The 21,906-nt window shown below is 62.5% G+C and carries 15 protein-coding genes and 2 tRNA genes; 9 read left to right on the forward strand and 8 right to left on the reverse strand.

The genetic code is table 11. From position 1 onward, the window contains the following. Window positions 1–109 precede the first annotated feature (109 nt). From PCA31118_RS02810 to PCA31118_RS02840, 7 genes are all read right to left on the reverse strand, one after another. A complete protein-coding gene (locus PCA31118_RS02810; RefSeq protein ID WP_150622744.1) occupies window positions 110–1,159 on the reverse strand; it encodes a DUF1571 domain-containing protein in 1,050 nt (349 codons plus the stop codon). Between the two features lie 13 nt (window positions 1,160–1,172). Next, window positions 1,173–2,897 carry an AMP-binding protein gene (locus PCA31118_RS02815; RefSeq protein ID WP_425495311.1) on the reverse strand — a complete coding sequence of 575 codons (1,725 nt, stop codon included), beginning with the start codon at window positions 2,895–2,897 and terminating at the stop codon, window positions 1,173–1,175. Between the two features lie 250 nt (window positions 2,898–3,147). Then, window positions 3,148–4,467 carry an acetyl-CoA C-acetyltransferase gene (locus PCA31118_RS02820; RefSeq protein WP_150622748.1) on the reverse strand — a complete coding sequence of 440 codons (1,320 nt, stop codon included), beginning with the start codon at window positions 4,465–4,467 and terminating at the stop codon, window positions 3,148–3,150. After that, on the reverse strand, window positions 4,464–5,432 hold the full coding sequence (locus PCA31118_RS02825; protein WP_150622750.1) for a MaoC family dehydratase: 969 nt from the start codon (window positions 5,430–5,432) through the stop codon (window positions 4,464–4,466). The genes PCA31118_RS02820 and PCA31118_RS02825 overlap by 4 nt, the downstream gene beginning before the upstream one ends. 2 nt (window positions 5,433–5,434) lie before the next feature. Beyond that, complete coding sequence (locus PCA31118_RS02830) at window positions 5,435–6,868, reverse strand: 3-oxoacyl-ACP reductase (RefSeq protein ID WP_150622752.1); 1,434 nt, start codon at window positions 6,866–6,868, stop codon at window positions 5,435–5,437. A gap of 45 nt (window positions 6,869–6,913) precedes the next feature. Further along, a complete protein-coding gene (locus tag PCA31118_RS02835) occupies window positions 6,914–9,412 on the reverse strand; it encodes an acyl-CoA dehydrogenase (RefSeq protein ID WP_425495320.1) in 2,499 nt (832 codons plus the stop codon). A 453-nt stretch (window positions 9,413–9,865) separates the two neighbouring features. Further along, window positions 9,866–10,684 (reverse strand): TetR/AcrR family transcriptional regulator, encoded by an 819-nt coding sequence (locus tag PCA31118_RS02840; RefSeq protein ID WP_150622756.1) that lies wholly within the window; start codon window positions 10,682–10,684, stop codon window positions 9,866–9,868. Between the two features lie 461 nt (window positions 10,685–11,145). Here PCA31118_RS02840 and tig point away from each other — a divergent pair, with 461 nt between their 5' ends. From tig to PCA31118_RS02880, 8 genes are all read left to right on the forward strand, one after another. Then, window positions 11,146–12,486, forward strand: coding sequence for a trigger factor (tig, locus tag PCA31118_RS02845; protein ID WP_150622758.1), 1,341 nt, complete (start codon window positions 11,146–11,148; stop codon window positions 12,484–12,486). A gap of 126 nt (window positions 12,487–12,612) precedes the next feature. Continuing rightward, window positions 12,613–13,266 carry an ATP-dependent Clp endopeptidase proteolytic subunit ClpP gene (gene clpP / locus PCA31118_RS02850; protein ID WP_044458178.1) on the forward strand — a complete coding sequence of 218 codons (654 nt, stop codon included), beginning with the start codon at window positions 12,613–12,615 and terminating at the stop codon, window positions 13,264–13,266. 236 nt (window positions 13,267–13,502) lie between these two features. Further along, window positions 13,503–14,783: an ATP-dependent Clp protease ATP-binding subunit ClpX gene (clpX, locus tag PCA31118_RS02855; RefSeq protein ID WP_044456004.1), complete on the forward strand. Its 1,281-nt coding sequence runs from the start codon at window positions 13,503–13,505 to the stop codon at window positions 14,781–14,783. Between the two features lie 193 nt (window positions 14,784–14,976). Further along, the gene (gene lon, locus PCA31118_RS02860) at window positions 14,977–17,397 is read left to right on the forward strand and encodes an endopeptidase La (protein ID WP_150622760.1); all 2,421 of its coding nucleotides are present in this window, start codon (window positions 14,977–14,979) and stop codon (window positions 17,395–17,397) included. Between the two features lie 294 nt (window positions 17,398–17,691). After that, window positions 17,692–17,994, forward strand: coding sequence for an HU family DNA-binding protein (locus tag PCA31118_RS02865; RefSeq protein ID WP_484549322.1), 303 nt, complete (start codon window positions 17,692–17,694; stop codon window positions 17,992–17,994). Between the two features lie 48 nt (window positions 17,995–18,042). Then, window positions 18,043–18,118: transfer RNA gene (locus PCA31118_RS02870), tRNA-Val, on the forward strand. A gap of 14 nt (window positions 18,119–18,132) precedes the next feature. Then, a tRNA-Asp gene (locus PCA31118_RS02875) sits at window positions 18,133–18,209 on the forward strand. 82 nt (window positions 18,210–18,291) lie between these two features. Further along, on the forward strand, window positions 18,292–20,217 hold the full coding sequence (locus PCA31118_RS02880; RefSeq protein ID WP_150622762.1) for a SurA N-terminal domain-containing protein: 1,926 nt from the start codon (window positions 18,292–18,294) through the stop codon (window positions 20,215–20,217). Window positions 20,218–20,393: 176 nt separating this feature from the next. Here PCA31118_RS02880 and PCA31118_RS02885 read toward each other — a convergent pair whose 3' ends face one another. Next, window positions 20,394–21,092: an arylesterase gene (locus PCA31118_RS02885; protein ID WP_150622764.1), complete on the reverse strand. Its 699-nt coding sequence runs from the start codon at window positions 21,090–21,092 to the stop codon at window positions 20,394–20,396. On the opposite strand from PCA31118_RS02885, the gene PCA31118_RS02890 reads away from it, so the two are divergent. Next, window positions 21,091–21,804 (forward strand): ABC transporter ATP-binding protein, encoded by a 714-nt coding sequence (locus PCA31118_RS02890; protein WP_150622766.1) that lies wholly within the window; start codon window positions 21,091–21,093, stop codon window positions 21,802–21,804. The genes PCA31118_RS02885 and PCA31118_RS02890 overlap by 2 nt on opposite strands. Window positions 21,805–21,906: the final 102 nt, after the last annotated feature.

A 21,906-nucleotide genomic window follows, 5' to 3' on the forward strand; every position in this document is an offset into this window, starting at 1 on the left:
CCGGTAGACCGGTCGGTTCTATGGACGGATTGGCGAAAGCCCGCCCCCTCGTTGCAGGGTGGCGGGCTTTCGTCGTTCCGGCATGTGGCGCTTTCGGGCGGGGGGCGCGTCAGAACTTGTAGTCGGGGTTCTTCGGATCGAACGTGGCATCCGTCCACTGTTCTTTGCGGACTTTTTCGAAGTGCATCTCTTCGATCTTCTGGCCCGAGGCGTCCCAGGCTTCGATGCCTCGCGGACGGCCCGTCTTCAGGTCGAGCAGCACCCGCGACTTGTTGGCGTAGTGCTGTGGCGGTCCGGACGGGGCGTCCCATTCCAATGCCAGCACGCGCACGCCATTCACTTCGGACACCGATGTTCTGGCGGGCTTCTCGGACAGCCCGGCCGCGCGAAAACTCTTGCCGTCGTGGGCGATCTGCTCGGCGATAAACCCGAATCCCAGGTCACGCACGGTGTGGTTCGACTGCGAGCGCGCGAGCGAGCCGTCGATACTGCTCCAGATCGACGTAAAGCCCAGAATGCCGCCAAGATGGCCGTACATTTCCTTGGGCTTCTTCGTCTCGTCGTAAATGATCTCCTGTCCTGCATGCGCGCCGTCGGGAAGCCACTTTGCATAGATCTGCAGCGGGTTTTCGCGAATCTTCACCAGCATGCGATCGGGCGTTGCCTGCCACTGATTGTTGATGCGCTCATGGCGCGTGAGCTCGTACTGATACTCGGGCAGCGCGGCAGCTTCGGCCTTGAGGAATCGGACGAGGGTGTCGGGGTGAATGGCCTGCATGCGCGCGACGATCTGGTCGTCGCTCATCTTCGCCAGCTCGCCGCTCTTGATCGTGCGCGAGAGCCACTGCGTTTGCGCGGGGACCGGCAACGCAGCGATTTTGGCGACGTCGGGATCCGGCGTGGCGGCACCCGCTGGCGCGCTGGTCGGGTTGTCGGCGGGTCCGGTTGGGGCGGTGGGGGCGGTAGGTGAGGTAGGTGTAGTTTGTGCGACGGCGTACGATGCGCTCACCACCCCGACGGCGATGGCGACTGGCAGGAGCGCGAACGTGAACAGGATGCGCTTTGCATGGCGTGCATAAGGGGCATATGGGGCATGGGGCGAATGATGGCGGAGGTAGCGCTGGTGGCCGATCGCCGGAGCCAAAGCATGAATCGTCATGTCGTTATCTCCCTCAACCGCGAGCCGGTTCGCGCAATTCGCGCCGCAGAATCTTGCCGACGGTCGTCTTCGGTAATTCACCCTGACGAAATTCGATGATGCGCGGCACCTTGTACGCGGTCAGATGCTTGCGACAGTGCGCCGATATCTCCTCGGCGCTCAGTTGCGGATCCTTCGCGACAACCACGAGCTTCACGCGCTCGCCCGCCACCGGGTCGGGCACGCCCACCACCGCTGCTTCGCGCACGCCGGGGTGCAGCATCACAACGTCTTCGATCTCGTTCGGATAGACGTTGAAGCCCGAGACGAGAATCATGTCCTTCTTGCGGTCGATGAGCCGCACGTAACCGCGCTCGTCCATGACCCCGACATCACCCGTGAGCAACCACCCATCGGCGTCGAACGTTCGGGCGGTCTCTTCCGGGCGATTCCAGTACCCGCTCATGACTTGCGGGCCACGCACGCACAGCTCGCCCGGCTCGCCGATCGGCGCCCAGGTCCCGTCGTCGCGCTTGAAGCGCACGTCGGTCGACGGGGCGGGCAGGCCGATGGACCCGGTGAATTCGCAGGCGTCCATGTGCGCGATATCGACCGGATTCATCGTCACGATCGGCGAACATTCCGTGAGCCCGTAACCCTCGATGATCGGCTTGCCGGTGACCTGCTTCCATCGCTCGGCAATCGCGCGTTGCGTGGCCATGCCGCCCGCGAGCGAGAGCTTCAGTTTCGAGAAGTCGCGCGCGCGAAACTCCGCGTTTTCCAGTAAGCCGTTGAACAGCGTATTCACGCCGGTCACGCCCGTGAACGTTTCGTTGCGGATGATGTAGACCACCTTTTTCACATCGCGCGGATTCGCAATCAGGATGTTGCGTCCGCCCAGACTCATGAACACGAGACAATTCACGGTGAGCGAGAGGATGTGATACATCGGCAGCAGCGACAGATTGACTTCGATATCGCCGTCGAGCTGATCGGCCGCCCACGCTTCCGTTTGCAGCAGGTTCGCCAGCACGTTGCCGTGCGAGAGCATGGCGCCCTTCGCCACGCCGGTGGTCCCGCCCGTGTACTGAAGGAAGGCGAGGTCTTCACGGACAATCGGAACGGGGGTGACCTTGCGTGTCGCACCGTCTGCGAGGGCCCGGCGCAACGGGATCGCCTGCGGCAGACGGTAGGGCGGTACCTGCTTCGCAACCCGTCGCATCAGGAAGTTGACCGCGCGGCCTTTGAGATTCGCGCCCGCGCCCAGCAAGTCTCCGATCTGGGTGACAAGGACATGGCGTACCTGCGTGCCGTCGATGGCTTCCTGCAAGGTCTTTGCGAAGTTCTCGAAGACGACAATCGTCTGCGCGCCGCTGTCCTGCAACTGATGCTTGAGCTCACGGGCCGTGTAAAGCGGATTGACGTTGACGACCACGGCGCCTGCGATGAGCGTGCCGAACAGGCAAATGGGGTACTGGAAGCAGTTGGGCATCATGAGCGCGACGCGATCCCCCTTTCTCACGCCATGCGCCTGCAGCCACGCTGCGAAGGCGTAAGCCTGACGTGAGACTTCGGCATAGGTCATTTCGCTGCCGAGACTCACGAACGCGATGCGCTCACGATACTTGTCGATCCATTCGTCAAATGCCTGTACGAGCGACGTGTAACGATTCACGTCGATGTCCGCAGGCACCCCGGGCGGGTAGGCCTTTAGCCATACGCGTTCCTCTTGGACGGCTTGATCCATCGTTGTCTCCATGGAAAATGTCTACACTTTTTTGTTCGCCGCCATTGCCCGCGGCCCTCGTCGCCCAATGACGCAGACGAACGGCTCCCGCAACATTGCCGATGGACGATCGGCCGGTGTCGCGCGGCGGCGTTTTTTTTCAATGCCCCTGTGTGACTTTGTCTCTCGACGATGGCGTCTACCGCGATGGCATGCGATAGCGCGACGTTCTCGTTGTGTTCTTGTAGTGTTCTTGTGATGTTCCGATGCCGAGCCAGCTCGCTTAGCGCTCCACCATCGCGACCACCCCTTGCCCGCCCGCGGCGCAGATGGAGATCAGGCCACGGCCCCCGCCGCGTTGGGCGAGCAGCTTGGCGAGGGTGGCCAGAATGCGTCCACCGGTCGCCGCGAACGGATGTCCGCACGCGAGCGAGCTGCCGTTCACGTTCAGGCGCTGACGGTCGATGCTGCCCAGTGGCGCAGTCAGGCCGAGCCTGTCGCGGCAATAAACCGGGTCTTCCCAGGCCTTGAGCGTGCACAGTACCTGCGCGGCGAAGGCTTCATGGATCTCGTAGAAATCGAAGTCCTGCAACGTGAGCCCGGCCTGTGCGAGCAGGCGCGGCACGGCGTAGACCGGCGCCATCAACAACCCTTCGCGCTGCGATTCGTCCGGATTGAAGAAGTCGACGGCCGCCGTTTGCGAATACGTCAGGTAAGCGAGTACGGGAATGTCGTGCGCCTTCGCCCAGTCTTCGCTGGCGAGCAGCACGCACGACGCCCCGTCGGTCAGCGGTGTCGAGTTGCCCGCAGTGAGTGTGCCCGTCGCGCTCCGGTCGAAGACCGGCTTGAGGCTGGCGAGCTTCTCGAGCGTGAGTTCGGGGCGCAGGTTGTTGTCGCGCTGCAAGCCTCGGAACGGCGTCATGAGATCGAGGAAGAAGCCGCGGTCGTACGCTTCGGCCAGATGTTCGTGACTCGCCAGCGTAAGGGCATCCTGTGCGGCGCGCTCGATCTCCCAGCGCTTGGCCATCCACTCGCAATGCTCACCCATCGACAGTCCGGTGCGCGGTTCGCCATTGCGCGGCAAGGCGGGGTTGAACAACATGCCCGGACGCACCTTCGCCAGCGCGCCGAGCTTGCCGCCGGTGCTGCGTTGCCGGTTCGCTTCGAGCAGGATCTTGCGCAGCTTCTCGTTCACGCCGATGGGCGCGTCAGAGGCCGTATCGACGCCACCGGCGATCGCGACATCGATCTGACCGAGCGCGATCTTGTTGCCCGTGAGAATGGCCGTCTCCAGTCCGGTGCCGCACGCCTGCTGAACATCGTAGGCCGGGGTTTGGGCGGCGAGGGTGGTCGACAACACGGCTTCGCGCGTTAGGTTGAAATCCCGGGCGTGCTTGAGCACCGCGCCGGCGGCGACTTCGCCCAGCGTCTGTCCGTGCAGTTCGAAGCGGTCCACGAGGCCCTGAATCGCCGCCGTGAGCATGTCTTGATTCGACGCCGTGGCGTACGCCGTATTCGAGCGGGCGAACGGGATGCGGTTGCCGCCGAGGATCGCAACGCGGCGCAGGGCAGGGGCGGGCGCAGTAGGTTTGAAGGCGCTCATGAGAGGTCCGGAGTCGAAGAAGTCGGTTCGCTGAAAGGCGCGGTGGCGACGTTGCGCCAGCATGCGCGCAAGTGCGGCACCGTGCCGGCGGCATCCCGCAACTCGACGCGCTCGCCGTCGGCGGCACGCCAAAGGGTGATCTCGCCGGGAAGCAGCACGGGGGTCTTGAATTCCACGAGCAGGTCGAGCTTCGCGCCGTCGCCCGGCGGGGTCGGGGAGATCGGCGAGGTGGAAGGAATCGAGTCCATGGCTGCGACCGTGCGCGCAAAACTCCACATCCCGTGAATGATCGGCCGCGCAAAGCCGAACAGCTTCGCGGTGAACGGCCACAGATGGATCGGGTTGTAATCGCCGGAGACGCGGGCGTATTGGCGGCCCAGATCGGCGGGCACCCGCCACGTGGCGGATTTCGTCATGGCGTCGTCGGCGGCGAGTTCTGCGCGATAAGGCGCGCCGAGCGCGTCGCGCACGCCCGTTCTGAGGTAAAGGCTCTCGCCGGTCCACACGACGATGCCGTTCCTGCGTGCGGTCGTCACCACCGTGAAAACCTGCCCCTTGTCGTGGGCGTACAGCGGGCCGCATCGCACGTCGAGCGTGAGTCGCTCACCCACGTGAAGTGCCGCGTGCTGCCGGATGCGATTCGCCAGATGCACCATGCCGAGCATGGCGAACGGGAAGGCGCGATCGGTCATGAGCAGCATATGCAGCGGGAAAGCGAGCAGATGCGGCCACGTCACCGGCACGCCGTTTGCTTCCGAAAAGCCGCAGAGGAGGGCGTAACGTGCGATGTCCCCGGCATCGAGCGGTACATTGCGGCGCTCGAATGCCAGCGTCGGCATGGGTTGCGCCCGGGCCGGTTTGCGAGACGACAGCAAGGCGCGCACGTACAGCGCCAGGGGCGAAGGCAGATAGGTGACCTGCGTGACCTGCGCCACGGGGACGATGTCCGTACGGTCATTGGGCATGGTCAGGCTCCCAGCAGGCTCTGGCCGCAAACGCGTACGACCTGCCCGGTGAGTGCGCCCGACGCGGGATGCGCGAGCCAGGCGATGGCTTCGGCCACGTCGACTGGCTGGCCGCCCTGACCGAGCGAGTTCATGCGGCGCCCGGCCTCGCGGATCGCGAACGGCACGGCGGCGGTCATCTTTGTCTCGATGAAGCCCGGGGCGACGGCGTTGATGCTGATATGGCGCTCGGCGAGTCTCGGCGCCCACGCTTCGACCATGCCGATCACCGCCGCTTTCGACGTTGCGTAGTTGGTCTGTCCGCGATTCCCGGCAATGCCGCTGATCGAAGCGACGCCCACCACCCGGCTGCTCTCGCGCAGCACGCCCGCGTCGAGCAACGCGGAGTTCAAACGCTGTGGCGCGCCGACGTTGATGTCGAGCACGCTTTGCCACTGCGCGTCGCTCATGCGCACGAGCGTTTTGTCGCGAGTGATGCCGGCGTTGTGCACGAGGATGTCCAGGCCTTGCGGGGCATGCGTGGACAAATGCGCGAGGAGTGTTGCCGCCGCTTCGGGCGAGGTGATGTCGCAGGCCAGTGCGCTGCCGTCCAGGCGCGTGGCGACGGTGGTCAGGGCGTCCTGCGCGGCAGGGATATCGACGCAGACGACGTGTGCGCCGTCGCGCGCGAGGACGGTGGCAATGGCCTCGCCGATGCCACGTGCCGCGCCGGTCACGACGGCGACCTGTCCGGCCAGCGGGCATCGGTCGCGCATTGGCGGCGTTTCGAATACGGGGTCCTGTAGCGTGATCGCCTGACCGCTCACATACGCGGCGCGAGGCGAGAGGAAAAAGCGCAGCGTCGAGTGCAGGGATTCACGCGCGCGCGGCGCGATGTAGAGCAACTGCGCCGTTGCGCCACGGCGTAGCTCCTTGGCCAACGAGCGTACGAACCCTTCCAGGGCTCGTTGCGCCGTGCTGGCGTTCGGCGTGCCAGCCATCGACGGGGGCAGGCCGAGCACGAGGACACGTCCGCATCGGTCTAGCGACGCCAGCGTATCGTGAAAAAACGCGTAGAGCGTCTCCAGAGCGCCGGTATCGGCAATGTCGCTGGCGTCGAACAACAGCGCCTTGGGGCGCACACCTTCGCTCGCATTGAAGCGCCCGCTCATCGTGCCCGCCTTGTTCGCATACGAAATCCAGTCGAGCCGTCCGGCGTGAGCGAGGCTCGGAATGCCCAGCCAGTGCAGTTCGCGGGCCAGTCCCGGCAGCAACGGCGCTTCGCCCGCGCCGCCGACGACGGCCAGCGGCGCGGGAATGGCGCGTGCTTCGGCGACCTCGTCACCGTAGTCGGGCATGCGCTCCAGCGGCACCGGGCGCGGCAGGCCCAGCGCGTCGGCCAGACGGCTGCCGACGGCGGAGTTGGCGAAAGCAAGATATCGGTCGGACGTCGTCACGGCGCGGTCATCCTCAGTGTGTTGTCAATCGGCGGGCGGGTGAAGTCAGGACGTGAGCGCTTCATCTGCCGGGGCGTGTTGCCGGGCCTGCTGCATGTCGGCCGCGCGGCCGAAATCGGCCGGGAAGTCGTCGACCGCGACGGCTTTTGCCGCATAGTCGGCGTACTGTGCGAGCAGGCGGCGCTCCTCGTCGCTGATGCGTTGCGACTGCGCGGCGTGGGCCACCCATGCGGTGAATTCGGGCAGGCTCTGCGGCATGACCGGCAAATGGCCGTCCTTGATCGCGGTACGCAGGCGTTGCTCGATGGCGGTGACTTCGGGCGTCATCTGGAAGACGATTTCGCCATACGCCAGCGCGTCCACTTCGGGGCTCGGCGAATAGCTGCCGGCGATGAGTCGCTCGCGTGCGTCTCCCGGGGTCTGCATGATCTGCGCGACGCGTGCGGATAACGCGTCCGACGGTTTCGCGTAGGGCAGTCCGAACGGCATCAGCTTCCAACGCATCCACCAGGCCGCGCCGCGCGAAGGGTAGTTCGCCAGCACACCTTCGAAGGCCTCGCGCGCTTGCCACAGCGCGTCCTGTGCCGCCCAATGCACGAGCGGCAAGTCGGCCTCGGGGCGTCCTTCGTCCTCGAAGCGCTTCAGCGTGGCGCTCAGCACGAAAAGTTGGGAAAGAATGTCGCCAAGGCGACCGGTGATGCTCTCCCGACGCTTGAGCGAGCCACCGAGCACGGCCATCGAAATGTCGGCGGCTATGGCAAGCAACGTCGACATGCGGTTTGCAGCGCGGTAATAGCTCCGCAACTCGGGCGCAGCACCCGACGGGACGGCGGAAAAGCGCGCGTGCGTCACCCCTTGCAGCGCACCACGCACGATGTTGCTCGTGACGAAAGTCAGATGGCCGAAGAGGGCGTCGTCGAAGGCGCGCACGGCGGCGTTCTCGTCGGTCATTTGCGCGGCGGCGAGTTCCTTGAGTACGTACGGATGGCAGCGAATCGCCCCCTGGCCGAAGATCATCAGGCATCGCGTCATGATGTTCGCGCCCTCAACCGTGATCGACACGGGAATCTGTTGATACGCGCGGGCGAGGAAGTTGTTCGGGCCCATGCAGATTCCCTTGCCCGCCACGACGTCCATGCCGTCGTTCACGACCTTGCGGGCGCGTTCGGTCACGTGGTACTTCGCGATCGCCGAGATGACGGATGGCTTCTCGCCGAGGTCGACGGCGAGCGCGGCCATACGGCGGGTGGCGTCCATCGCGTAAAGGTTGCCGGCCATGCGCGCGAGCGCTTCCTGCACGCCCTCGAACTTGCCGATGGGCGTGCGGAACTGGCGACGCACGGCGGCGTAGGCGCCCGTCGCGCGCACCGCGATCTTCGAGTAGCCTACGTTGGACGACGGCAGTGATATGGCCCGACCCGCCGCGAGGCATTCCATCAGCATGCGCCAGCCTTTGCCGACCTGCGCCTGACCGCCGATCACCCAGTCGATGGGGATGAAGACGTCGGTGCCCGAGTTCGGGCCGTTCTGGAAAACGGCGTTCAGCGGCCAGTGGCGACGGCCGATGACCACACCCGGATGCGTGGTGGGGATCAATGCGCAGGTAATGCCGGGCGCGTCGTCGTCGCCGAGCAGGTGTTCCGGATCGAGGGCGCGAAAGGCGAGACCGAGCACCGTCGCAATGGGGCCGAGGGTGATGTAGCGCTTGTTCCATGTGACGCGAAAGCCGAGCGTTTCGCGTCCTTCGTGCATGCCTCGACAGACGATGCCGACATCGGGAATGGCGGCGGCGTCCGACCCGGCGTAGGGGCTCGTGAGGGCGAAGCAAGGAATTTCCTCTCCCCTGGCCAGTCGCGGCAGGTAATGGTCTTTCTGCGCCTGCGTCCCGTAGTGCAGCAGCAGTTCGGCCGGCCCGAGCGAGTTCGGCACCATGACCGAGACGGCGGCGGCCGAGCAGCGCGACGCGAGCTTCATGACCACCTGCGAATGCGCGTAGGCAGAGAATTCAAGGCCGCCGTAGCGCTTTGGAATGATCATGCCGAGGAAGCCGGCTTCCTTCGCGTATTGCCAGGCTTTGGGCGGCAGGTCCTGCCAGACCTGCGTGCTTTCCCAGTCGTTGGACAGGTCGCAAAGGTGCTCGACCTGATTGTCCATGAAGGCTTGTTCTTCGGCGGAGAGCGCCGGCGCGGGCATGGCCGCGAATTTCCGCCAATCGGGCTGTCCCGAGAAGAGATCGGCATCCCACCAGACGGTGCCGGCCTCGATGGCATCTTTTTCGGTATCCGACATTTCCGGCATGATGGTCCGGAACTTAGCGAGCATCGGCGCGGTGATCCACGCGCGGCGCAGCGGACCAATGCTGAGAATGAGGGCGGGAAGAATGAACGCAATACCGAGCACCGCGGCGGCGAGTGCGCCCGTCAGCCCGGATACGACGCCGACGCCCACCCACAGCACGGTCGCAATGAGCCATTGCCAGGCGTGTGCACGATAGAAAAGCAGGGCGCTCACGCCCACGACAAACGCGACAATCCATACGGCCATCATTTTCTCCTCCCTTGGGTTCGGCATCCCGGCAGGCGATCTTCGGGCTGTGCTCGTACAGCGCGCCGCACCACACGTCGCACTCACGCGTCGCACTACACGCCGTACAACACGCCGCATATCACGCGCACGGTGAACTGCGCGTGTTATGCCCGGGGCTGTCGTCCTCTTGCCGTTTGCCGGGTTCCGCTGGCGTCGCGCGCAGTTCGGGCCGGCGTTCTTATTGGATCGTTCGGCGACCGGTTGGTGCGCCGGGAATTCGAGTAAAGCGTCGAAAATGGGAAGTGCTGGAAGTGCGCGGCGGTTGGCCGTCGACCCCTTGCGCCGCGAGCGTAGCGGCGTGCGGTCCATGGCGGGCGGCAAAGCCCTCGGTTCGACCGCACGGCGCGCCGCGTGGGGGGCTTGCCCTGCCGTCAAGTGCTTACGCGCTCACATACTTCTGCACTCAGGCATTCAGGCGCTGGCGAGCGAGCGGTCGCTCGACGCCAGGCCGTCGTCATTTGCCTGATCGGGCGACGTGCCTGCCACCTGACCCGCTTCGCGAGGGGGCGTGACATCGGCGTCTTTCGCAAGCGCGAATACCGCTGCGAAGCTCGCCAGTTGCTCCTCTCCGGGCATCGGCGCCTTGAGCGCCGCGACCATCAGCGCGGTGAGCCTTGCCACGACTTGCAGGTCGCCCATCGGCTGGCCTTGTGCAAAGGTATCGATCAGGCGGGACGTGTCGCTGCTCGCGAGCACGCCCGATAGCGCCTGCAGTGCAAAGTGAAGACGCCAGCCGAGTTCCTGGCGCGGCAATTCGGGAAGCGCCCGCGCAAAGGCTTCGAAGAAGCGCTCGAACACTGGCGCATAGTGCTGCTGCAGGTAGTCTCGGATAAAGGGAGACGGATCGGCGTAGACGCGACCGAGCAATCTCAGAAACGCCGGACCACCGATGTCGCGATGATGGGAAATGGCCAGCGCCGGGATGAACATGGCGCCCAGCACGTGTTCACACGTCAATTGCGGGGCGGGCCAGACGGCCTCCGCGCGGGTGAGCAGCGCCAGGCGCTCGTCGTTGAGTCGGTCGAGCCGGCGCGAGAGCATGGCCTGAAGCAATGTTTCCTTGCTACCGAAGTGGTAATTCACGGCCGCCAGATTGACCTCGGCGCGCGAGGTGATTTGGCGCAGGGACATGGCTTCGTAGCCGAATTCGATAAATAGATCTTCTGCGGCATCGAGGATGCGCAGTTTGGTGTCGCCGGCTTGTCGACCGGCCGAGACGCGAGGATTCACGACGAACCTCCAGTGGGACGTGGCGCGTTGCGCACAGTAAGGACGGTGAGCGTCGGGCTACGTCATCTCAAAGAACCGATGTTTCATTCAAACGTTCGATTGAATGCTAGGCGGTAAATCGACGTCCCCCCAAGCAGTTTTTATGGACGTCGCCCTCTAAAGCGCAGTTTCGGCAAGCGGGGCGCGATCCTGGCGTGATGTCGGCGGGTGAACCTGAAACGGGGGCGAAAGGTCTGATTTCCGTGCCTCCCCGCCGGAAAGTCTCGGTGCAGGACAATAGTTTGCTAAAATGTCCCGCTTTGTGTGCAAGACCTTTTTGGCGCTACCCCGGAATGTCGGGTGCGGAGGGAAGCCGGCGTCGCATCGTCGGTACCGGCCCAAGGTTGATTAACTGACAGGGTCCGCTTGCGGCATTCCCTCGCCGCAACACAGAACGACCCTCTGGATGGACGAATATCCTCATGACTATCGCTGTTGAAAACCTCGGCAAGCTCGAGCGTCGCTTTACCATCACCCTGCTCAAGCAGGACGTCGAAAAAGAAGTTGCGACGCGCATCCAGCGACTGTCGAAAACGGTTCGCATGCCGGGCTTCCGTCCGGGCAAGGTGCCCCTGAAGATGGTCACCCAGCAATACGGCGGTCAGGTCGAAGCCGAAGTCGTCAGCGACAAGGTCGGCCAGCAATTCTTCGAAGTGAGCAAGGCGCAGGATCTGCGCGTGGCCGGTCAGCCGAGCTTCGCTCCTAAGGCTGACGCTGCGGATACCGAATACGCCTTCGACGCGACGTTCGAAGTCTATCCGGAAGTGAAGATCGGCGATCTGTCGACGGCGGAAGTCAGCCGCACCACGACCGACGTGTCGGAAGCCGAGATCGACCGCACGATCGACATTCTGCGCAAGCAACGCGTGCACTACCACGTGCGCGGCGAAGCCGGTGCTCATGGCGACGGCGGCTCGGTCGAAGCCAAGGACGGCGACCGCGTGACGGTCGACTTCGTGGGCAAGATCGACGGTGAAGTGTTCGCCGGCGGCAGCGCCGAAGACTTCGTGTTCGTGCTGGGCGAAGGCCGCATGCTTCCCGAATTCGAAAAGGCAACGCTGGGCCTGAAGGTCGGCGAGTCGAAGGAATTCGAACTCAAGTTCCCGGACGAGTACCACGGCAAGGAAGTGGCCGGCAAGACCGCCACGTTCACCGTGACGCTCAAGAAGGTCGAGTGGGCCCATCTGCCGGAAGTCGACGCAGAATTCGCCAAGTCGCTCGGCATCGCCGACGGCAGCATCGAGAAGATGCGTGCCGACATCAAGGAAAACCTGTCGCGTGAAGTGAAGCGTCGCACGCAGGCTCTTCTCAAGGATCAGGTCATGAACGCCCTGATCTCGGTCTCGGAACTCGACGTGCCCAACGCGCTGATCGCTCAGGATCAGGAGCGTCTGGTGGCGATGGCCCGTCAGGACCTCGCACAGCGCGGCGTGCCGAACGCCGGCAACGTGCCGATCCCGGCCGAAATGTTCAAGGAACAAGCCGAGCGTCGCGTGAAGCTGGGTCTGATTCTGGCTGAACTGGTCAAGCAAAACGACCTGCAAGCCAAGCCGGAACAGATCAAGGCCGAAGTCGAAGAGTTCGCAAAGAGCTACGAAGACCCGCAAGAAGTCGTCCGCTGGTACTATGGCGATCAGCAGCGCATGGCGGAAATGGAAGGTTTCGTCGTCGAGAACAACGTTGTCGAGTTCGTCCTGGGTAAGGCCAAGGTGACCGACAAGCAGGTCAGCTTCGAAGAACTGGCCGGCAATACGCAAGGCTGATCGACCGCGACACGACCGACTGAACCGCCGCGGCCGAAAGGCCGTGGCGGTTCTTTTCCAAATGGCCTCCGGGTCTTCCCCTTGCGGCGCGCAAAACCATCTCGATAGAAGGGTCGAACCGATATGATTACCCGTTCCGAATTGCTCGCCCAACTCGCCTCCCAGACGCACAACTCCGCTCTCGACACGCAAGGCCTTGGCCTCGTGCCGATGGTCGTCGAGCAAAGTGGTCGTGGTGAGCGCGCTTACGATATCTATTCGCGACTCCTCAAGGAGCGCATCATTTTCATGGTTGGCGAGGTCAATGACCAGAGCGCCAATCTCGTCGTCGCCCAGTTGCTGTTCCTCGAGAGCGAAAATCCGGACAAGGAAATCTCGATGTACATCAACTCGCCGGGCGGGTCCGTCTCGGCGGGTCTGGCGATTTACGACACGATGAAATTCATCAAGCCGCCGGTCTCGACGCTGTGCCTCGGCATGGCCGCCAGCATGGGCGCTTTCCTGCTCGCCGCCGGCGAGAAGGGCAAGCGTTTCGCGCTGCCGAACGCGCGCATCATGATTCACCAACCGTTGGGCGGCGCTCGCGGTCAGGCGTCGGACATCGAGATCCACGCCAAGGAAATCCTGTTGCTCAAGGACCGGTTGAACCGTCTGCTGGCGGAGAACACCGGTCAATCGCTCGAAGTGATCGCGCGCGACACCGATCGCGACAACTTCAAGTCGGCGGCGGATGCCGTTGAGTACGGCTTGATCGATCGCGTGCTCGAAAAGCGTCCCTGATTCGCTCCCGAATTCGGGGCGCCTGACGGCAAAAACGTTGGCGCGACACCAGGCATTTTCGTTTCGGGAAGCAGGGTGGTCGCGCCAAGTCTTTGTCGTAAAAGGGAATTTATGGCTGTCGCGAGTGGGCCACACGCTCGCACAGCATGGCGTTACAATGGGATTCACGTATGCCGCGTTTGCCGCCCCCGGTGGGGGACGACCGGGGCGCAAATTGCTAGCAGGCTGACACAGATATGGTGGATAAAAAAAGCACTTCCAACGGCGAAAAGCTGCTCTACTGCTCCTTCTGCGGAAAGAGCCAGCACGAGGTCAAGAAGCTCATCGCAGGTCCGTCCGTGTTCATTTGCGACGAGTGCATTGATCTGTGCAACGAGATCATTCGTGACGAGGCTGCCGCGGCCGAAGACGAGACCGGCAGCGGAGCGAAGTCCGATCTGCCGTCGCCGCAGGAAATTCGCGAGAGCCTCGATCAGTACGTGATCGGTCAGGACCGTGCCAAGAAGATTCTGGCCGTTGCGGTCTATAACCATTACAAGCGATTGAAGCACCTCGGCGACAAGCGCGACGAGGTCGAACTCTCCAAGAGCAACATTCTGCTGATCGGGCCGACCGGCTCGGGCAAGACGCTGCTCGCTCAGACGCTCGCGCGTTTGCTCAATGTGCCCTTCGTGATTGCCGATGCCACCACGCTGACCGAAGCCGGTTACGTGGGTGAGGACGTCGAAAACATCATCCAGAAGCTCCTGCAGAACTGCAACTACGAGATCGAGCAGGCGCAAAAGGGCATTGTCTACATCGACGAAATCGACAAGATCAGCCGCAAGTCGGACAATCCGTCGATCACGCGCGATGTGTCGGGTGAAGGCGTGCAGCAGGCACTGCTGAAGCTGGTCGAAGGCACGATGGCGTCGGTGCCCCCGCAGGGCGGGCGCAAGCATCCGAACCAGGACTTCATTCAGGTCGACACGACCAACATCCTCTTCATCTGCGGCGGCGCGTTCGATGGTCTCGAAAAGATCATCATGAATCGTACCGAAAAGACGGGGATCGGCTTCGGCGCGACCGTCAAGACGGGCGAAGAGCGTGACGCAGGCGAATTGCTGCGCGACGTGGAGCCGGAGGATCTGATCAAGTTCGGACTGATACCGGAGCTGATCGGTCGTCTGCCCGTGGTTGCCACGTTGGGTAAGCTTGACGAGGACGCACTGGTCACGATCCTGATCGAGCCGAAGAACGCGCTGGTCAAGCAATATCAGCGCCTGTTCTCGATGGAAGGCGTGGAGCTGGAAATTCGCCCGGCAGCGATGCATGCGGTGGCACGCAAGGCCATCAAGCGCAAAACCGGGGCTCGCGGCCTGCGTTCGATCATCGAACAGGCGCTGCTCGAAGTGATGTACGAGTTGCCGTCACTCAAGGGGGTGACCAAAGTGATCCTGGACGAGAATGCGATCAGTGGCGACGGAAAGCCGCTTCTGATCTATCAGGAGTCGCCGAAGGTTGCCGGCTCCAATTGAACGGTCAACTTAGCCCTACCTCAAGCCGTTCATGGAAACATGGACGGCTTTTTTTCCTTCATACTAGTGCCACGGGCAATGAAACCCCGAGTGGTGCAACTTGTTGGCGAACGGGCTTCCCAGCCCCTTGTAATTCTCGCCGGCGGCCTCAATTAGCTGGAACACAACGGTATCGTTAAATATGGGGAACGAGATGTCAGGCACCCAAATCCTCCCGCCCGAAGCGATTCAACTGCCCCTGTTGCCTTTGCGCGACGTGGTCGTGTTTCCGCACATGGTGATTCCCCTTTTCGTGGGGCGTCCGAAATCGATTAAAGCGCTTGAAACCGCGATGGAAGGCGGCAAGCACATCATGCTGGTCGCCCAGAAAGCCGCGGCCAAGGATGAGCCCACGGCCAAGGATCTCTACGAGATCGGCTGCGTGGCCAACATCCTGCAGATGCTCAAATTACCCGATGGCACCGTCAAGGTGCTCGTCGAGGGGATTCAACGCGCCCGCACGCTGAGTGTGGACGAAGAGGAAACCCAGTTCACGTCGGAAGTCATGCCGCTCGAGCCGGACGATGGCAACTCGCCGGAATCCGAAGCGCTGCGTCGTGCGATCGTTGCGCAGTTCGATCAGTACGTGAAGCTCAACAAGAAGATTCCGCCGGAGATCCTGACTTCGCTGTCCGGTATCGACGAAGCGGGTCGTCTGGCCGACACGATCGCCGCGCATCTGCCGCTCAAGCTCGAGCAGAAGCAGAAGATTCTCGAGATGTTCCCGGTTATCGAGCGCCTCGAGCATCTGCTCGCGCAACTCGAGAGCGAGATCGACATCCTCCAGGTCGAAAAGCGTATCCGTGGCCGCGTAAAGCGCCAGATGGAGAAGAGCCAGCGCGAGTACTACCTGAACGAGCAGGTCAAGGCGATCCAGAAGGAATTGGGTGAAGGCGAAGAAGGCGCCGATCTCGAAGAACTCGAGAAGCGCATCAAGGCCGCGCACCTGCCCAAGGAAGCCAAGAAGAAGGCAGATGCTGAGCTCAAGAAGCTCAAGCTGATGTCGCCGATGTCGGCCGAAGCGACGGTCGTGCGCAATTACATCGACACGCTGGTCGGTCTGCCGTGGCGCAAGAAGAGCAAGGTGAACAACGATCTGTCGAACGCCGAGAAGGTGCTCGACGAAGACCACTTCGGTCTCGAGAAGGTCAAGGAACGCATTCTTGAGTATCTTGCCGTGCAACAGCGCGTGGACAAGGTCAAGGCGCCGATCCTGTGCCTCGTCGGGCCTCCCGGTGTGGGCAAGACCTCGCTCGGTCAGTCGATCGCGCGTGCGACGAACCGCAAGTTTGTGCGCATGGCGTTGGGCGGCGTGCGTGACGAAGCCGAGATTCGCGGTCACCGTCGCACGTACATCGGTTCGATGCCCGGCAAGATTCTGCAGAGCCTGTCGAAGGTCGCCGTGCGCAATCCGCTGTTCCTGCTCGACGAAGTGGACAAGATGGGGATGGACTTCCGTGGCGACCCGAGCTCGGCGCTGCTCGAAGTGCTCGATCCGGAACAGAACCACACGTTCTCGGATCACTACGTCGAAGTCGACTTCGATCTGTCGGACGTGATGTTCGTGGCTACCTCGAACTCGCTGAACATCCCGGCGCCGCTGCTCGACCGTATGGAAGTGATTCGACTGTCGGGTTACACGGAAGACGAAAAGGTCAACATCGCCCAGCGTTATCTGCTGCCGAAGCAGAAGAAGAACAACGGGTTGAAGGAAGGCGAGATCGATCTGACGGAAGCCGCGATTCGCGACATCATTCGTTACTACACGCGTGAAGCGGGCGTGCGTTCGCTCGAGCGTGAAATCTCGAAGATCTGCCGCAAGGTCGTGAAGATGCTGTTGCTCAAGAAGGTCGAAGGCTCGTCGATCAAGGTCGACGCGGGCAATCTCGACAACTTCCTGGGCGTGCGCAAGTTCGACTTCGGTCTGGCGATGAAGGAAAACCAGATCGGCCAGGTCACGGGGCTGGCGTGGACGGAAGTGGGCGGCGATCTGCTGACCATCGAAGCGGCGCTGATGCCGGGCAAGGGCAACATCATTCGTACGGGTTCGCTTGGCGACGTGATGAAGGAGTCGGTCGAAGCGGCTCGCTCGGTGGTGCGCTCGCGGGCACGTCGCCTCGGTGTGACCGACGAGCAGTTCGAGAAGAAGGACATCCACATTCACGTGCCCGAAGGCGCGACACCGAAGGACGGTCCGTCTGCCGGTATCGCAATGACGACGGCGCTGGTGTCGGTGCTCACCGGTATTCCGGTGCGCGCGGATGTCGCAATGACCGGTGAGATCACGCTGCGCGGCGAAGTGTTGCCGATCGGCGGTCTCAAGGAGAAGCTGCTTGCAGCGCATCGTGGCGGCATCAAGCTCGTGTTGATTCCGGAAGAGAACGTGAAGGATCTTGCTGAGATTCCGGACACGGTCAAGAACGCACTGGAAATCGTGCCCGTGCGCTGGATCGACAAGGTGCTCGAACTCGCGCTGGAGCACGCACCGACGCCGTTGCCGGAAGACGAGGCGAAGGCTGCACCCGTGACGCCGAACGCGGACGCGAGCGGCAAGCAGGATGTCATCAAGCACTGAGTGAGGTGATCGTCGGGGAGTGACCGGAAATTTGGCTCATTGCCCGACGAAGCACAACGCAAGCGTCGCAAAAGTGGCAAAAGTGGCAAAAAGCTCGGGGTTTTCCCCGGGCTTTTTTTATTGACGCAAAGTGATCGAGAATAGCGTCCGGCAAGCACAGATTCAGGAGTGCTTCCGATGCCCTTCGAACGCCGCAAAACGGCTTGACATCAGGGTTTGCGGCTTGTCTAATGGCAAAGCCAGCGGACCTCTCAGATCAATGTCAAGGCGCGCAAAGAGCGCCTCCGCGGCTCAATCGCCTACTATCCTTGCAAGGGGGTTACAGTGAATAAGACGGAACTGATCGATCACATCTCGGAACAGTCGGACATTTCGAAAGCCGCTGCTGGCCGAGCACTCGACGCATTCGTGGGTGCAGTAAAGAAAGCGCTGAAGAAGGGTGATGATGTGACGCTGGTTGGCTTTGGCACGTTCCATGTTGCCAAGCGCGCTGCCCGCACGGGGCGCAACCCGCGAACGGGTGACGCCATCAAGATCAAGGCGGCGAAAGTTCCGAAATTCCGCCCTGGCAAAGATCTAAAAGATAGTGTAAACTAGCCAGCTTTCCTGCTTCGGCAGGAGGCAGCAACAAGACAAATCAGGAACGGGTGCTTAGCTCAGCTGGTAGAGCGGCGCCCTTACAAGGCGTAGGTCGGGGGTTCGAACCCCTCAGCACCCACCAGTTCCAGATCTTGGGGAGCGGTAGTTCAGTTGGTTAGAATACCGGCCTGTCACGCCGGGGGTCGCGGGTTCGAGCCCCGTCCGCTCCGCCAAATTGTGAAAAGGCGAACTTCGGTTCGCCTTTTTTGCCATATAGCGTCATAAAGCGCTTCCAGACGACTCTTCCGATTTCGTATGTTCGACTTCATTCGCCGTCATCAACGATTGGTCCTCATCTTCCTGACGGTGCTGATCGTGCCGTCGTTCGTGGTGTTTGGCGTCCATGGCTGGCAAGAGTACGCCTCGGATGCAGGCACGATCGCCAAGGTCGGTGATCAGACCGTGACGCGTCAGGAATACGACGGCACGCTGCGCGCTCAGACCGAACGCATGCAGCAAATGTTTGGCGGCGCCGTCGATGCAAGCCAGATCAATACGCCGGAAATGCGCACTGCCGTGCTGGATAACCTGATTCAGCAGAAGCTGCTCACGCAGGAAACCCTGAAGAAAAATCTTTCGGTGCCCGATGCACAGGTGCGTGAGGCGCTGCTGGCCATTCCCGCGATCGCGCAACTGCGCCGCGCCGATGGCTCGATCGATCAGGCGGCTTACGAGCGGCTGCTCTCGGCACAGAACCTGACGCCGCAGCGTCTGGAAGCACAGATCCGTTTCGAACTGGCGTCGAATCAACTGCCGTCGAGCGTACAGGCGAGCGCCATGTTGCCCAAGACGGTGCTGGAGCGATTCGCGCAACTGCGTTCGCAGCAGCGCGAAGTCGCGGCGATCGAGTTTCCGCTGTCGGACTATGCTGGCAAGATCGTGCCGACACAGCAGCAGCTTCAGGCCTACTACGACGCACACAAAGCGGCGTTCCAGACGCCGGAGTCGGCTGAAATCCAGTACGTCGTCCTCGATCCGAAGGCCATGCCGGCAACCACGCAGACTGCGCCGAGCGATGACGTGCTGCGCAAGATGTACAACGACAATCTGAAGCAATACACGACGCAGGAAGAGCGCCGTGCGTCGCACATCCTGATTGCATCGCCGGCGGACGCGTCGCCGGCCGATCATGCGAAGGCCAAGGCCAAGGCCGAAGCGATCCTCGCACAGATCAAGAAGAACCCGGGCGACTTCGCCAAACTCGCGAGCGAGAATTCGGAAGACCCGGGCTCGAAAGCCAACGGCGGCGATCTGGGCTTCTTTGCGCGCGATGCGATGGTCAAGCCGTTCGCAGACGCGGCGTTTTCGCTCAAGAGCGAAGGCGAGATCAGCGACGTCGTGAAAAGCGATTTCGGCTACCACATCATCAAACTCACAGGTATCAAGGCAGCCCAGACGAAGTCGTTCGAAGACGTCAAGGCCCAACTGGCCGACCAGTATCGCCAGCAGGAAGCGGCGAAGGGTTACGCCAAGCTTGCCGATCAATTCACGAACTCGGTGTACGAACAGCCCGACAGCCTTCAGCCGGTCGCCGACAAACTGAATCTGAAGTTGCAGACGGCAAAGGTCACGCGCACGCCTGACCCGGCGCTGGCGCAAAGCCCGCTCGGCAACGAGAAACTGCTCAAGGCGGTGTTTGGCGACGAGTCGCTCAAGAATAAGCGCAATACCGAGGCCGTGGACGTGGGGCAGGGTGTTCTGGTGTCGGCGCACGTCGTCACTTATCATCCGGCCGCGACGCCGCCGCTCGCGCAAGTCGAGGCACAGGTGAAGCAGAAGGCGATTGCCGATCTGGCTGAGCAGGAAGCGAAGAAGGCTGGCGAAGCCAAGCTGGAGGCGTTGAAGAAGGGCGGTGACGCCACGTTCGGCGCGGCGCAAACCGTCTCGCGCGACAATCCGGGCAAGCTGGCACCGAACGCATTGACGGCGATTTTCAGTGCGGATACGAGCAAGCTGCCCGCCTATGTCGGCGTGGCGCTGGGCGAGGGGCAGGGCTATGCGGTGTATCGCATCAGCAAGGTGTCGCAGTCGGCCGCGCAGGATCCGCAGCGTCTGGCCGCCGAGGCACAGCAGTTGAGCCAACTGGCTGCACAGGCCGAATGGAATGCCTGGCTGGGTGACCTGCGTGCACGCTCGAAGGTGAAGATCGTGAACGACGTCACCAAAGCGTCGGGCAACTGATTGCACCGGGCGCCCGATCAGGGCGCAATACGGGCGCAATACGGGTGCAAGCGGGGGCGAGATAGTGGTCCACCAGACGTTGGGTGACTATGGCGCCACGAAGAAGAACGGCCAACTTGGTTGGCCGTTTTTTTTTTGTGCGTGCGATCCGTGTGACCGAAGGGGGGGCGCCGGACTCAGGCACCCGACTTCGATGTGCGCGAGTCTGCTGCTTTGGCGGGCGATTTACCAGCGGGCTTGAGCAGCGGCCTCACGGTGGGCCAGACGTTTTGCAGAATCTGCGGATGCGCCTTGGCGAGCGGGTGAATCTGGTCCGGCTGGAACCAGTCCTGATGCTCGGCAACCCCGGCCAGCAGGAACGGCACGTAGCCCGTCTTTTCCTGTTTGGCGATGCTCGAGAACATGGTGAAGAACTGTTCGCTGTAATCCGGGCCATAGTTGGGCGGAATACGCATGCCTACCACGATCACCTGACTGCCGGCTCTGCGAGCCGCCGCGATCATCTCACGCAGATTGCTCCGGGTGAGTTCGAGCGGGATGCCGCGCAGCGCATCGTTGCCGCCCAGCTCGATGAGGGTGATGGCGGGGCGGTAACGCGCCAGCAAGGGGGCGAGGCGGGCGCGTCCGCCGCTCGTGGTGTCACCACTGATACTGGCGTTGACGACGTTATAATCGAACCCGCTTTGTGTGATCGCCTGCTGCATCAGATTGACCCAACCGGCGCCGCGCGCGATGCCATATTCCGCCGAAAGGCTGTCGCCCACCACGAGAATGGTCGGTGCGTCAGAACTTGCCGCATTTGCTGCGGTCCCTGTCAGCAGGCACCAGCCTACGACGGCTGATGCAGCCAATTTCAAGAACTCTCTTCTTGCCATGTCGTTTTCCGAAAACGTTATTGAAGTGCGGGGGCTGGGTAAGCGGTTGCGCGACGCTACCGGCGAGCTTGTCATTTTGCAGGATATCGACTTCAGCGTCGCGAAAGGCCAGAGCGTGGCCATCGTGGGCGCATCGGGATCCGGAAAGTCCACGCTGCTCGGCCTGATGGCCGGCCTCGACACTGCGACCGATGGCAGCATCACGTTACTGGGCGAGTCGCTGGGCGATCTCGATGAGGAGGGGCGGGCCGCCTTGCGTCGTGGTGCCGTTGGTTTCGTCTTCCAGTCCTTTCAACTGATGCCGCATCTCAGCGCGCTCGAGAACGTGATGCTCCCGCTCGAACTGCTGGGTGAGACACGAGAAGTCCGCAATCGTGCCGTCAAGCTGCTCGAACAGGTGGGGTTGGGCTCTCGTCTGACGCACTACCCGAAGCAACTCTCCGGTGGCGAGCAACAGCGCGTTGCGCTCGCCCGGGCGTTCGTGACGGAACCCACCGTTTTGTTTGCCGATGAGCCGACGGGGAGCCTCGATACGGCGACGGGAGAACGTGTCATCGATCTGATGTTTTCGCTCAACGAGGCGAGCGGGGCGACGTTGGTCCTCGTGACCCACGATCTCGCGATTGCGCAGCGTTGCGACGCCACGGTACGGCTCGCCGGCGGGCGCGTCGTGAATGGGGCATCCGGGGCATCCGGGGCATCATCCGTCTGACGCGCGTCGCATCACGTTTGAAGCTGCCATGAAAAAAGGAGAAGCCACGATAGCTTCTCCTTTTTTTGTTTTCGGTCGAATTGTCGAATACGCCTTGCGTAC

This window comes from Pandoraea captiosa (assembly GCF_902459775.1).
GTDB lineage: Bacteria > Pseudomonadota > Gammaproteobacteria > Burkholderiales > Burkholderiaceae > Pandoraea > Pandoraea captiosa.

Coding starts and splice junctions, on each gene's coding strand:
- PCA31118_RS02885 (WP_150622764.1), bottom strand. CDS start 21,092: ATGGCAAGAAGAGAGTTCTTGAAATTGGCTGCATCAGCCGTCGTAGGC.
- PCA31118_RS02815 (WP_425495311.1), bottom strand. CDS start 2,897: ATGGAGACAACGATGGATCAAGCCGTCCAAGAGGAACGCGTATGGCTA.
- tig (WP_150622758.1), top strand. CDS start 11,146: ATGACTATCGCTGTTGAAAACCTCGGCAAGCTCGAGCGTCGCTTTACC.
- PCA31118_RS02835 (WP_425495320.1), bottom strand. CDS start 9,412: ATGGCCGTATGGATTGTCGCGTTTGTCGTGGGCGTGAGCGCCCTGCTT.
- clpX (WP_044456004.1), top strand. CDS start 13,503: ATGGTGGATAAAAAAAGCACTTCCAACGGCGAAAAGCTGCTCTACTGC.
- PCA31118_RS02890 (WP_150622766.1), top strand. CDS start 21,091: ATGTCGTTTTCCGAAAACGTTATTGAAGTGCGGGGGCTGGGTAAGCGG.
- PCA31118_RS02810 (WP_150622744.1), bottom strand. CDS start 1,159: ATGACGATTCATGCTTTGGCTCCGGCGATCGGCCACCAGCGCTACCTC.
- PCA31118_RS02820 (WP_150622748.1), bottom strand. CDS start 4,467: ATGAGCGCCTTCAAACCTACTGCGCCCGCCCCTGCCCTGCGCCGCGTT.
- lon (WP_150622760.1), top strand. CDS start 14,977: ATGTCAGGCACCCAAATCCTCCCGCCCGAAGCGATTCAACTGCCCCTG.
- PCA31118_RS02880 (WP_150622762.1), top strand. CDS start 18,292: ATGTTCGACTTCATTCGCCGTCATCAACGATTGGTCCTCATCTTCCTG.
- PCA31118_RS02825 (WP_150622750.1), bottom strand. CDS start 5,432: ATGCCCAATGACCGTACGGACATCGTCCCCGTGGCGCAGGTCACGCAG.